This window comes from Paenibacillus sp. J22FR21 (assembly GCF_056269135.1).
Window position 1 is genome coordinate 758320 of sequence record NZ_JBWDNJ010000002.1, and the last position, 12798, is coordinate 771117.

General features: G+C 50.1%; 10 protein-coding genes. 8 read left to right on the plus strand and 2 right to left on the minus strand.

All coding sequences use genetic code 11. The features are described from left to right. Positions 1 to 684 precede the first annotated feature (684 nt). Entirely contained in the window at positions 685 to 1191 is a 507-nt protein-coding gene (locus tag AC0YNS_RS09285; RefSeq protein ID WP_475780701.1) for an NUDIX hydrolase, read from the plus strand. Between the two features lie 31 nt (positions 1192 to 1222). Here the strand turns inward: AC0YNS_RS09285 and AC0YNS_RS09290 are convergent, their stop codons facing one another. After that, entirely contained in the window at positions 1223 to 3562 is a 2340-nt protein-coding gene (locus AC0YNS_RS09290) for a heavy metal translocating P-type ATPase (RefSeq protein WP_475780702.1), read from the minus strand. Between the two features lie 192 nt (positions 3563 to 3754). On the opposite strand from AC0YNS_RS09290, the gene AC0YNS_RS09295 reads away from it, so the two are divergent. The 6 genes from AC0YNS_RS09295 (at position 3755) to rocF (AC0YNS_RS09320) (ending at position 9851) form a co-directional block, all read left to right on the plus strand. Continuing rightward, complete coding sequence (locus tag AC0YNS_RS09295) at positions 3755 to 4990, plus strand: D-alanyl-D-alanine carboxypeptidase family protein (RefSeq protein WP_475780703.1); 1236 nt, start codon at positions 3755 to 3757, stop codon at positions 4988 to 4990. Between the two features lie 104 nt (positions 4991 to 5094). After that, the gene (locus AC0YNS_RS09300) at positions 5095 to 5382 is read left to right on the plus strand and encodes a HesB/YadR/YfhF family protein (RefSeq protein ID WP_090983714.1); all 288 of its coding nucleotides are present in this window, start codon (positions 5095 to 5097) and stop codon (positions 5380 to 5382) included. Between the two features lie 105 nt (positions 5383 to 5487). Then, positions 5488 to 6363, plus strand: a complete 876-nt coding sequence (locus tag AC0YNS_RS09305) for a LysR family transcriptional regulator (RefSeq protein ID WP_090983712.1) — start codon at positions 5488 to 5490, stop codon at positions 6361 to 6363. A gap of 358 nt (positions 6364 to 6721) precedes the next feature. Continuing rightward, positions 6722 to 7633 carry an arginase gene (gene rocF, locus AC0YNS_RS09310; protein ID WP_475780704.1) on the plus strand — a complete coding sequence of 304 codons (912 nt, stop codon included), beginning with the start codon at positions 6722 to 6724 and terminating at the stop codon, positions 7631 to 7633. Between the two features lie 41 nt (positions 7634 to 7674). Beyond that, positions 7675 to 8865, plus strand: coding sequence for an ornithine--oxo-acid transaminase (locus tag AC0YNS_RS09315; protein WP_475780705.1), 1191 nt, complete (start codon positions 7675 to 7677; stop codon positions 8863 to 8865). Positions 8866 to 8918: 53 nt separating this feature from the next. Further along, positions 8919 to 9851: an arginase gene (rocF, locus tag AC0YNS_RS09320; protein ID WP_475780706.1), complete on the plus strand. Its 933-nt coding sequence runs from the start codon at positions 8919 to 8921 to the stop codon at positions 9849 to 9851. A gap of 61 nt (positions 9852 to 9912) precedes the next feature. On the opposite strand, the gene AC0YNS_RS09325 is transcribed toward rocF (AC0YNS_RS09320), so the two are convergent. Next, positions 9913 to 11667, minus strand: coding sequence for a sigma-54 interaction domain-containing protein (locus AC0YNS_RS09325; RefSeq protein ID WP_475780707.1), 1755 nt, complete (start codon positions 11665 to 11667; stop codon positions 9913 to 9915). Positions 11668 to 11881: 214 nt separating this feature from the next. Here AC0YNS_RS09325 and AC0YNS_RS09330 point away from each other — a divergent pair, with 214 nt between their 5' ends. Beyond that, entirely contained in the window at positions 11882 to 12796 is a 915-nt protein-coding gene (locus AC0YNS_RS09330) for a proline dehydrogenase family protein (protein ID WP_475780708.1), read from the plus strand. Positions 12797 to 12798: the final 2 nt, after the last annotated feature.

Below are 12798 nucleotides of genomic sequence, written 5' to 3' on the forward strand. Positions count from 1 at the left end.
GGCTGAACAGGGGCTGAACAAGGGGTTCCTGTTCAGCCTTTTTTTGCGTGGGGCTGGAAAGCCGGCAGCGTGATCGCTGTTTAGCAAGAGGGCGTCTGAGAGTTCGAAGTTCGGACTCTCGGCAAGAAAAACAGTTCATATCGGCGCTGAGCGTTCCGAAAATGAACTCTCAGTGGTGGCCTCGCCTCGCTCTGATCGCAACCATAACCACTGCCAAGCCTCGAGAGTCGGAAAACCCGACTCTCGGTCGTAAAATCACTGAAAAATGATGCTGAGAGTCGGAAAATCCGCCTCTCAGCGGCCTAAAGGATCTTTTGTACATTTAAGCGTGCAATGTCGTAGGAATGAAATGGTTAGTTTTAGTGCGATAAGCGGCATTTTCGCTTACGGCGGTTGGAAGTGGCTGGTTTAGGAGGTTTGAGCGGTATATCCGATTAAAGTCAGAGGAAAGTGCTAGTTTGGCGCGGATTGTACGAATTTTGCGTGATTTAAGCCACATATCCGCTTAAGCGGTCAAGAAGTGGCTAGTTAGGAGTGATAAGCGGATAGCCGAGAATGCCAGCTGATGGTGGTAGGATGCTGCTGCGGAATCAGGATGGTTAGAGTGCTGAAAACTCTGCCACAGTATTGCTTTCCCATGCTAAACTAGTCATAACGATTAGCTCAATCATATGGAGGCTTGGGATGTACAAGTATACGATTTGTTTTATCGAACAAGGAGATAAGCTGCTTCTGTTGAATCGGGATCGACCTCCTGCGATGGGGCTGTGGAACGGCGTAGGCGGGAAGCTTGAAGCGGGGGAGGCGCCGCTTGCAGGTGTGGAACGGGAAGTTATTGAAGAGACGGGACTGCATCTCACGAACTTCCGGTATTGCGGAATCGTGACATGGCACGTGGATCACGTAGATTTCGGTGGAATGTATGTGTTCCGTGTATCGGTACCGGAGCATATCAAACTTAGCACTCCGCTTCGAATTGATGAAGGTTTGTTGGAGTGGAAGGAAAAGTCGTGGGTGCTGAACAAAGGTAATCCCGGCGTAGGCGTCATCATACCTAAATACTTACCAGCAGTCTTGACTGAAGCAACATGCTTCGAGCATCGATGCGTCATCGACAATAATCAATTAACCGCCTATGAAGCTGTACAGATATCTTCAAAAGTCGACGATGCGCTTCAGGCTATGCACTAAGCTCACAACCATCAAAAAAGCTGAGATACGGCTAACCGTGTCTCAGCTTTTTTGATGGTTCTATTGGCTTATCAGCGCCAATCAGGATCGTTAAGCTGACAAGCGTAACGAAGATTGTAGCGCCCATATCGGATAAGATGGCGATCCATAAGGTCAGCCAACCCGGAATGGTTAGCAGCAACGCGATTAACTTCAGGCCAAGCGCGAATGAAATGTTGAAGTAAATGACACGGTTCATTCGTTTGGCAACTCTTATCGCATCAGGCAGTTTTCCAAGGTGATCCTGCATCAGTACAATGTCTGCGGTCTCAACGGCGCTGTCCGTCCCTTTGCCCATCGCGATGCCTAGAGTAGCGAAGGCTAATGCAGGTGCATCATTAATGCCATCTCCAATCATCGCGACACGGCCATCTCCAGCGAGCTCTTTGATTTGGGTTACTTTATCCTCTGGCAGCAGTTCTGCGCGGTACTCCGTTACTCCGATGTGCTGTGCTACTTTCTTAGCGGAGATGGCGTGATCGCCGGTCAGCATCACGGTGCGTTTAATCCCAAGGCGATGCAGCGCATTAATGACTGCGGCGCTCTCTTCGCGTATCTCATCGGCAATCCCGAATATACCGAGCACGCTCGAAGCATCTGCAACGAGCACGACCGTCAGTCCGCGATCTTTGAGCTCTGTTAATTGTTCACGTACTTCCTGTTGGATAAACAGATGTGCGAGCGTATGTTCATTGCCGAGCCAGTAGGTTTGGCCCGCGATAACAGCTTTTACCCCACGACCAGGTAATGTCTCGATCTCTTCAGCGCTTAACAGTTCAGCTTCAAGATCGGTGACAGCTTTCATAATTGCTTTGGCTAACGGATGTGATGAACTGCGTTCAATCGTTCCGGCAATCGTTAAGAAACGTTCCTCGTCATAGACGATTGTTTCCTCAACGACAGGAAATCCTTTGGTGAGTGTACCGGTCTTATCGAACGCTAGGATGGTGATTTTGCCGAGCTGCTCTAGGTATACGCCTCCTTTTACGAGTATCCCGTTACGAGCATTTCTGGTTATACCCGAGATGATCGCAATGGGCGAGGAGAGTATCAGCGCGCACGGACAACCGACGATTAGTACGGCCAAACCTTGATACAGCCATTTGCTCCAGGAGCCATCCAAGAAGAGGGGCGGCAGCAATATGACAATAGCAGCAATGATCATAATGATCGGCGTATAGATGCGAGAGAAGCGGTTGATGAACAGCTCCGTCGGTGTCTTGGTTTCTTGCGCTTCGGCGACCAAATGCAAAATCTTCGCAAGCGACGAGTCATTGTATGCTTTCTCGATTTCGATATGAAGCACACCTTCGTTATTTAGGCTGCCGCCGAAAACCTGATCCCCGATTGTTTTATCTACAGGAAGGGATTCACCGGTAATGGCCGCCTCACTGACAGAGCTTCGGCCGCTGGCAACTTTACCGTCGGATGGGATTTGAGAGCCCGGTTTCACAATGACGAGATCACCCGGACGAAGGGAAGCGATAGGTACAAGCTTCTCGGTGCCATTGACCAGCATCAAAGCTTCCTTAGGAGCCGAATCAAGCAATGCGGACATCGACCGGCGCGCCTTCTCCATGCCGATCCCTTCCAGCCATTCATTGATACCAAATAACAGTGAAACGAAGGCAGCTTCTTTCCATTCTTGGATGCCAATCGCGCCAATCAGCGCTATGGTCATTAACGTGTCAATATTGAACCTAAGTTTGAGTAAGTTACGGAGACCTCGCATGAACGTGGTGTAGCCGCTCAAAACAATCGATATGAGATAAATCGCAACGATGAGTCCGGAAATCCAATGCTCCTGTGCAAAAAATGCTACGCCATACAGCACCGCCGCTGCAAGGAGGCCTTTGTTTTCAAGTAAACTGCCACCATGAGCGTGAGAGTGATCGTGGTCGTGATCGTGATTGTGGTGACTATCAGGTCCGTGACTATGGGCGTGATGATGACCTTTGTGCTCTTGTGATTCGCCGCGATCATGATCTGGATGGTGCTCATGGCCAGCTACTTTTTCATGCCCATGTTCGTGCTCGTGCTCATGCCCATGTTCGTGCCTGTGCTTATGCTCGTGCTCGTGCTCGTGCTCATGCTCATGCTCATGCTCATGCCTATGCTCCGCATGCTTCTCGCCAACCTCTTGCACGATAAAAGCTCGCTCTTCCTTAAGCAGCTTCTCCACAGCTTGAAGAGAAACGAGAGGAGGGAGTTTGAGTTTGCCCGATGTATAGCTCAGAGAGGCTTCATTACCATGCTCAAGCTTACGAATCTGTCGTTCGAGCTCTAATGTACAACTAACACATGAGAGTCCTTTTACACGATATTCATTCATGGAGTCAACCCTCTCTGCACCGTCGATTTATGGGATCTTGCCTTTAGAATAGGTTGAACCTGACGGGCTGTCAAACCGATCATCCGTAGCTTTTGTCAGATCCCACAAAATAATAATTGAAGTAGAGCCTTTCCAGATGGTACGTTAGTAGCAGATGTAGGCTTCGAGCGTAACGGGAGGTCATTTGCTGACATGGCACACAACAGCATTAAGCGCATTAGCGCATTGCTTCTTCTCATACAAGTTTTCTGTTTTGCTGTTCCAGTCTATGCAGAAGAGGCTGTACAGGCTGAGCCCAACTTAGCCTCTGAATCGGCTATTCTTATGGACGCTCAAACCGGAACCGTGTTGTTTAGCAAGAACGCCGAGAAACAGCAGTTTCCGGCAAGTATTACGAAGATCGTAACAGGCATTGTCGCTTTAGAGTATGAAAGCGTTTTATCAAACTTGGTGACCGTGTCGAAGGAAGCTCGGGGCGAAGAGGGAACGCGCATTTATCTGGCTGAAGGCGAGCAGGTATCTCTGGAAAGGCTGCTCTATGGCATGCTCATGAATTCCGGCAATGATGCGGCTACGGCGATTGCTGAATATATAGATGGGTCCAAGGCCAAATTCGCAGAACGCATGAATGCATTTGTCAAAGAAAAAGCCGGCGCGGAGCACACCAATTTCGTCAATCCGAGCGGCCTGCCGGACGAAGCGCAGGTTACAACAGCCCTTGATATGGCTCGAATCAGCAGATATGCGATGCAGAACGAGATGTTCCGCACAATCGTCGCGACAAAACGAATGCCTTGGGCAGGTAAAGAGTGGACCTCATCGCTCATTAACCACAACCAAATGCTCAAAGATTATGAAGGTACGACGGGAATCAAGAACGGGTATACCGAAGCATCCGGCTTCACGCTTGTCACTTCGGCGAAACGTAACGGTATGGAGCTGATCGGCGTTATTCTGAAATCCCCTTCCAAAACAGCCGTCTATAAAGATATGACCAGTTTGCTCGATTATGGCTTTGCGCATTTTGAACTGAGGCAGCTGATTACAGCCAATGAATCCTATCCGTTCACAAGCAGCTCACCCGCCGAATTCGTAGCTGCTGAACCGATGTGGGCAGTTCTCCCCAAAGGAGAAACACCTGCAATTACCGTAACCTCCCAAGGAAATGTTTTGGTACAAAGCTCGATTGGGACGGTAGATGCTGGTACAATGGAACCAGTCAAGCCTGAACTTCCAGTGTCCGTTGCTTCTGTTACGCCTAGCCCGGAAGAAGATGTGAAGATAGCGGCAGACGTACAAAGCGGCGAGCCACCCGGAAGTACGAAGCTGACGATTCTTGTCATATGGCTGTCATTGCTTGTGTACCTGGCGGTGCTTGCCTATCTGCGGCTTAAACGTCAGAAACAGGAGCGAACAAAAGGGTTGTAGGTAGAAATAGGCATGAATTGATTCTTATTGAACAAAGAGGTAAAAGCGGGCCGGACGGCGTATATATAACATGTAACCGTATCCAAAATGAGGAGATGGAAGCGATGAGGATAATGGTAGAACAATCGGCCGCACGCTGGTATATCAGAGAAATGGAATTGTCGGATGGCGATCAATTGCGTATTTTCGTTCGTTTAGGTGGCAGCGGCAGTGTTCAACCAGGCTATTCACTCGGCATTATGAAGGATGAACCAAGAGAACCGGGGCTTCATCAGGTTGTGGAAGGCATTACGTTCTTTATGGAATCGGATAATTTGTGGTATCTGGAGGATCGTGAGTTGCAGATTCGGTTTAACGAGCAAGAGGATGACATCTGGATGGACCTCGTGTAATAGTTGAACAATACCGTAGAGTAGAAGGGCTTGCCTCCGTGCTTGCCCTTCTTTGCGTTCCCCTCTATAATGAGTCATTATGGCTTGACAAAGGCGGATTATCGCATGGATTTTAAGAAATATAAGACCTTCCAAGTAGTTGCGGATACCCTTAATCTTACAAAAGCAGCCCAGCTGCTCGGCTACACACAGCCGACCATTACGTTGCAGCTGCAATCGCTCGAGAGCGAGCTTGGCGTAACTCTGCTGAATCGTGTCGGGAAGAAGACGTATCTTACCCCTTCAGGTAAGCTTGTTAAGCATTACGTCGATCAGACGTTCGCGCTGATGGACGAGATGGAAGCGGAGCTTCGCAAACTGGATAACCCGCACGGCTTACTGACCGTAGCAGCGCCTGAATTTTATTGTACGCAGTATCTATCGCTTATCATCCATTCCTATATTTCGCAAAATCCGAAGGTGAAGCTGCAGCTGTTCTCGTGCGACAGCAATGATGCCATGAAGAAGGTTGCCACGAACGAAGCGGATCTTGCCATTATCGCTGGTCCCTGCGATTCCCAGCAGATGGAGCTTATGCCGCTGGGTAAAGAAGATCTCGTACTCGTCACGACCAAAGAACTGTTCGAGAAACACGATACGCGCACACTGCTCGAAACGTATCCGTTTATTACATACAAATCCGGATCTAATATTCAGCGGCTCGTGAACGAATGCTTGCAGGAGTACGGCTTCACCCCTGATAAATATATCGAATGCGTCACCGACGAAACGATCAAACGCACCGTGCTTTATCATACCGGTACCGCATTACTCGGCTCTGCACTCGTCGAAGACGAACTGCGCAAAGGCACGCTAGCCGAAATCCACCGCTTTCCCGGCAAAATCGAAACCTCCATGGTCATCCTCAAGAAACGGATCACCGAACAAAACATCCAATCCTTCTCCGAAATCGTTCAGCGAATCTGGAAAGAGTGGGACTAATAGATCTTACCCCAAAACCTTCAATCCAAAGTCATAAATGGATTGAAGGTTTTTCGCTTCAAAAAGTTGCACGGACGAGACGAAGTCGCACAGAAGAGGGGATGGGTGTGGGGGAGTGGAGAAGCGCCAGCGTCCGTATTTGTACTCGAATAATATCCGCAGGGTATGGTTCAAATTAATTCGAGTACAAGAAACGGTCGGAACCCCCCACGCCAAGTCCCCTCCAACGCGCCGAAGCAACTCCGTGCATAATAATACATAGGTTTTCTCAATTGTAATCATTAAGGATTTCAATTTTTTCAATAAAAATCGCTATGCTACAATGGACATACTTGAAGATATGGAAGGAGTGCAGCAGATGAACGCGGTGAAAAACAACAACATTTCCATTATCGGTGTGCCGCTGCAATATGGTGCAGATCGCAAAGGTGTCGACTTGGGCCCGGATGCGATTCGAGGCGCGAATCTTCATGAACGGTTGAAAGCGCTGGGCTTTAACATTGAGGATCTCGGCGATCTTAGCGTACAACGCAAGCTTGAAGCACCTAAACAAGGGGAGAAATTGAAGCACTTGAGCGAAATCGTACGCGTCAACACGGAGCTGTGCGAGCAAGTTTCCGCTGAAATGGGTAAAGGCCAATTCCCGCTCGTTCTTGGCGGTGATCATAGCATCGCGATTGGAACCATTAAAGGCGTCCTGCAGCATGTGAAACGGCTAGGCGTCATTTGGTTTGATGCCCATACGGACGTGAATACACAAGAAACGACGAGTTCCGGTAATATCCATGGCATGTCCTTGGCAGCCGTACTCGGTTACGGGCATCCTGATCTTGTAAGCATTGGCGGTATCGAGACGAAGCTCCATCCGGAGAACGTTGTCATTATCGGTGCGCGGTCGATCGATCCGGGTGAGCGTGCTTTTCTGAAGGAGAAAGGAATTCGCGTCTTCACGATGCACGACATTGACCGCAATGGGATGAAGCAGGTCATGGAAGAGGCTATGGAGATCGTGACGAACGGCACAGACGGCGTCCACCTAAGTTTGGACCTTGACGGCATGGATCCGTTTGAAGCGCCTGGCGTTGGTACGCCGGTGTCAGGCGGGATGTCGTATAGAGAGAGCCATTTTGCGATGGAGCTGCTCTTCGAACGGAATATTCTGGTGTCTGCGGAATTCGTTGAAGTGAATCCGATGCTGGATCAGCATAATAAGACGGCAATGGCTGCAGTGGAATTGATCGGATCGGTGTTTGGCGAACGTATTCTATAACCGCATATGCTGTAAGAGACATCGTAAGGGAGAGTGCCAGTATGGGTACCGTGACTAATCGCATTATCGAACAAACGGAGCGCTTCGGCGCCCCGAACTATCATCCGCTGCCGATTGTGATTTCGAAGGCAGAGGGCGTATGGGTGGAAGATCCGGAAGGCAATAAGTTTATGGATATGCTGAGCGCGTATTCGGCACTGAATCATGGACACCGTCATCCCCGCATCATTGCGGCGCTCAAGGAACAAGCAGACAAAGTGACGCTTACTTCGCGCGCGTTCCATAACGACCAGCTTGGCGAGTTCTACGAGAAGCTGACTGCGCTAACCGGCAAGAGCATGATTCTGCCGATGAATACAGGCGCGGAAGCAGTTGAGACAGCGCTTAAAGCGGTTCGTCGCTGGGCGTACAGCGTGAAAAAGGTACCTGCAGATCAAGCGGAAATTATCGTGTGTGAAGGCAATTTCCACGGACGGACCATTACGGTCACGTCATTCTCTTCCTCGGAGGAATATAAGGAAGGGTTCGGACCTTTTACACCGGGCTTTACAATCATTCCTTACGGCGATCTCGATGCACTGCGAGCAGCAATTACGCCGAACACGGCAGCGTTTCTGGTTGAGCCGATTCAAGGTGAGGCCGGTATTATAATACCTTCGGAAGGTTTCCTAAAGGCTGCTGCAGATCTTTGCAAGGAGAACAATGTGCTCCTCGTGGCGGACGAAATCCAGACGGGATTTGGCCGTACCGGCGAGTTGTTTGCATGCGACTGGGAATCCGTTATCCCTGATATGTACATTATGGGTAAAGCGCTTGGCGGCGGAGTGTTCCCGATCTCGGCGGTTGCGGCAAACGAAGAAATTCTCGGAGTATTCAGCCCAGGTTCTCACGGCTCGACCTTCGGCGGAAACCCGCTCGGCTGCGCGGTAGCGATCGCTGCGCTGGACGTGCTTCAGGATGAAGAGCTGGTGAAACGCTCGAATGAGCTGGGTGCTTATTTCCTGGAGCAGCTTCGTCAGATTGCGAATCCGGTTATTAAAGAAGTACGCGGACGCGGTCTGTTTATCGGTCTGGAGCTGCACGGTGAAGCTCGGCCTTATTGCGAGAAGCTGAAGGAGCTGGGTCTATTGTGCAAAGAAACGCATGAAACGACCATTCGCTTCGCGCCTCCGCTTACGATTACGAAAGATCAGCTGGATTGGGCGATCACGCGCATCAAACAGCTTTTCTAAACCGGCGGATGCCGGCAATTAGCACGTAAACGACGAGTAGGATGGTGGCCACGATGGCAGAACTGAACCAAGCAGGGAACAAGAAGAAACTGAGTCTGATTGCGGTGCCTTTCGGACTCGGAGCGGGACGTCCGGGTACTGAAGAAGGACCGGAAAGCATGATGCAGGTCGGATTATTGCGTCAGCTTCGCAAAACAGCCTACGAAATCACGGGCGATTACAAAGTGAAGTGTCCACAGAAGCCGACAGCGGCGTCAGCCAAGGACTCAAGCCTCAAGCATCTGCATGAAGTGAAGGAAATGAGCAGGCAAGTAGCAGATATCGTCGCTCAGGAAGTGAGCAAAGGCAGCATTCCGCTCGTGCTTGGCGGAGACCACAGCGTAACGATTGGAGCATTGGCAGGTCTTGCGAAGGAAATCGCAAGCGTTGGTGTCATCTACTTCGATGCGCATGCAGGACTCAACACGGAAGAGAACACGCCGACAGGCAAGATGGGCGGGATGTCACTTGCCGTCGCGCTTGGCAAAGCTAAGCTTACACTTGCCGACATTACGAGCGGCGTATCCGCGACTGCGATTAAGAAACAAAATGTAGTCCTCATCGGAGTCCGTGAAGTAGAACCGGAAGAGCGCGCACTCATTCTGTCCGAAGGGATCACAGTGTTCACGATGCATGAGATTGATCGGATGGGCATTGAGAAGGTGATTGCTAAGGCAGTTGAAATTGCGGGACAAGGCACGGACGGCATCCATGTAAGCTTCTCCGCAGACTGCCTCGATCCGATGGAAGCACCTGGAGTCGGCATGCAAGTTCCGGGTGGATTGACTTATCGTGAAGCTCATTTTGCCTGTGAGCTGCTTGCAGAATCGAATCGCATTATCTCCATTGACGTCGTTGAAGTGAACGGCATGATGGATGAAAGCCGCCGCACAGCTCGCCTTGCTATTGGACTTATCGCTTCCTTACTCGGTAAACGAATTATTTGATGCAAGCGAAGAAAAGCCGTTACGACAACGATCCCCGGATCGCTCGCAACGGCTTTTCTCATTATTCCAGACCGAATTCCTTCATCTTGTTGTACAGCGTCCCGCGGGATACGCCGAGCAGCTTAGCCGCGGCGCTCTTATTGCCGGCGGTCTTGGCCAGCGCATCGTGAATGAGCAGCTGTTCTTCTTCGTTGGTGCTGCCCGCCTTTAATCGTTTCTCGCCATCGGTAGTAACGGAGTCGGTTTCCTTGCGGGTATGAGCCAAACTTGGCTGTCTTGCTTGGAGTGCTGCGGGCAAGTGCTCTAATGTAAGGGTGTCTTCATCGCTTAGTATGATGCAGCGTTCAATGACATTGCGCAGCTCAAGGATGTTGCCCGGCCAGTCATAGTTAGCAAAAGCGAGCATCACTTCCGGTGACAGCGTAGGCAGCGGCTTCTGATAATGCAGGGAGAACTGCTTCAAGTACATCTGCAGCATCGCCGGAATATCTTCCGGCCGCTCCCGCAGCGGCGGGATGGAGAGAGAGACGACATTCAGCGCATAATACAAATCGGACCGGAAAAGCTGCCCCGCTACTTTAGCCGCCAAATCAGTCGTCGATGCCGCAATAATTCGCGTTCGCAGGGCAATCGGTTTGCTGCCTCCGGTGCGGGTAATCGTTTGCTGCGAAATGTAATGGTACAGCTTTGCTTGCAGCTCTAGGGATAGACGGTCGATTTCATTAATGAATAAGGTTCCGTCCTTAGCTTGCTCCAGTTTGCCGGCTTCCCCGGCTTCCGCACCGCTGAAAGCCCCGCCTTGGAAACCGAAGAGCTCGGTTTCGAGCAGGCCCATCGGGACGATGCCGCAATTCACGGACAGAAACGCGTGATCGGCACGCGGTCCGGAATTATGAATAATTTGAGCAAGCTGTTCCTTACCTACGCCGCTTTCACCGATCAACAGAACAGGGGTGTCAGTAGCTGCGACCTTATTCGCCCACTGCATGACTTTGCCGATGGCAGGCCCTTTGCCTTTCATGAGGGAGTACAGTTCCGTATCAGCCGATTTCTGCAGATGCGAGAAGGTATGCGCGGAGCTCAATTGTTCATTAAGTCTAACGAGCTGCGTAATTTCCTGCTCGGCTGCGATGCCGCCAATAATCACGCCTTGAGAATCGCGAATGGGAGCGGCATTAATTAGAACATGTGTATCTTCGCGCGGCCGATGATAGGTGTTGCGAATCATTCTGCCTTCGTCGAGTATTTTCAATACCATAAGGGTTTCGGTTTCGAAATGTTCGCCGATGCGCCTTCCGAGAATGTCGGCTTTGGGTAAGTTATAGATTTCTTCGGCGACCGGGTTCCAGCAGATGACCTCGCCGCTTCGATCGACGACCGTAACGGCTTCCGTAACCGTCTCTGAGAGCGTATTGAAATAAGCTTCCCAGCGCTGCTGCTCGGAGTGGAGATGACGGATTAGATCGGGCAAATGAATATAGCCCAGAATTGTACCGTTTGCTTCGCGAAGAAGAACCGGACGATTCGTCGACAAGGGGAATAAGTTAAAGTTGTCATTCGCTACGTCGCAGAGGGCAGAACGGAACCACGGGTTCTCGCCGAACAGCTCCGGTGCTGAAGCGTGATTGCTGAGAAGTCCACTCTCCAAGAGAGCCAGGTCTTCGGGAATGACCAAGACAGCTTGTTTGATGTCTTCCTTAATAGCAAGAATGACGGCTTTGTTTTCTCTTAAGGGTTGCAGCAGTTGTTCCACTGTCGCTGCGCCAGGCAGAAACATCACTTGATTGTTCAATGGTAGTTGTTCAATTTTGAACATAACAGCCCTCGCTATGGCGTAAGATGACTCAAATTTACCATACTTTGTCGAACTTATTCAACCGAATTGCCCTCAGAGAAGGTTGTACAGTTGTTCAAAACATTGGATGAACACTTTTATTGAACAAATACTGTTCAAAACATCAATTCGAGTGTATAATTCTCTGTAGTGAAATGAACAACTTTGTGCAACTCAACAGGGGGGACTTGATCGCATGGAAATGATGCTTCGAAATATGTTTCAAGCATTGGGCAAGAGCCGATCTGCCAACCGTTTAGCTAAGAAATATGGTCTTCGCTTTGGCGCAGCCCGTTTCGTTGCAGGCGAGACGATTAAACAGTCGATCGATGCCGTACGTAAACTCAATGATGATGGTCGTATTGCGACGCTGGATCATTTGGGTGAATTTGTGTTTAGCGAAGAAGAGGCACGTGAGTCCGCTGATATGTGTATTCAGACACTTGATGCGATCGCAAGCTCCGGTGTTACTTCCAATCTGTCGCTGAAGATGACCTCGCTAGGTCTGGATATCAGCCGCGAGCTTTGCACGAGCAACATGAGACGGATTTTGACTCGTGCTCGGATGCATAATAATTTTGTCCGCATTGACATGGAAGATTACGCGCATTGCCAAGTTTCGCTCGATATTTATGAGGAGCTTCGCAAGGAATTCGACAATGTCGGCATTGTTATTCAAGCGTATTTGTACCGGACCGAGCAAGATATTCAGAATCTGAATGCGCTTGGCGCGAATTTGCGTCTCGTGAAGGGTGCATACAAGGAATCGCCTGATGTGGCGTTCCCAGAGAAGAAAGATGTGGATGATAACCTGAAACGGATTATCCAGCAGCATATGAAGAACGGCAATTACACCGCAGTTGCCAGCCATGATCCGGCCATTATTGATTTTACGAAAGCATTCGTTCAAGTGGAAGGCATCTCGAAGGAGCGCTTCGAGTTCCAGATGCTGTATGGGATCTGCGAGGATCTTCAGAAGCAGCTCGTGCAAGAAGGCTACCGTGTTCGTGTGTATGTGCCTTATGGCGTCGATTGGTTCGGTTATTTCATGCGCCGCCTGGCTGAGCGTCCGGCCAATGTTTGGTTCGTTCTCAAGAACATGTTTAAGTAAAT

Excerpts from the sequence above, each read along its gene's own strand:
- AC0YNS_RS09285 (WP_475780701.1), top strand. The coding sequence starts at position 685 with ATGTACAAGTATACGATTTGTTTTATCGAACAAGGAGATAAGCTGCTT.
- AC0YNS_RS09290 (WP_475780702.1), bottom strand. The coding sequence starts at position 3,562 with ATGAATGAATATCGTGTAAAAGGACTCTCATGTGTTAGTTGTACATTA.
- AC0YNS_RS09295 (WP_475780703.1), top strand. The coding sequence starts at position 3,755 with ATGGCACACAACAGCATTAAGCGCATTAGCGCATTGCTTCTTCTCATA.
- AC0YNS_RS09300 (WP_090983714.1), top strand. The coding sequence starts at position 5,095 with ATGAGGATAATGGTAGAACAATCGGCCGCACGCTGGTATATCAGAGAA.
- AC0YNS_RS09305 (WP_090983712.1), top strand. The coding sequence starts at position 5,488 with ATGGATTTTAAGAAATATAAGACCTTCCAAGTAGTTGCGGATACCCTT.
- rocF (WP_475780704.1), top strand. The coding sequence starts at position 6,722 with ATGAACGCGGTGAAAAACAACAACATTTCCATTATCGGTGTGCCGCTG.
- AC0YNS_RS09315 (WP_475780705.1), top strand. The coding sequence starts at position 7,675 with ATGGGTACCGTGACTAATCGCATTATCGAACAAACGGAGCGCTTCGGC.
- rocF (WP_475780706.1), top strand. The coding sequence starts at position 8,919 with ATGGCAGAACTGAACCAAGCAGGGAACAAGAAGAAACTGAGTCTGATT.
- AC0YNS_RS09325 (WP_475780707.1), bottom strand. The coding sequence starts at position 11,667 with ATGTTCAAAATTGAACAACTACCATTGAACAATCAAGTGATGTTTCTG.
- AC0YNS_RS09330 (WP_475780708.1), top strand. The coding sequence starts at position 11,882 with ATGGAAATGATGCTTCGAAATATGTTTCAAGCATTGGGCAAGAGCCGA.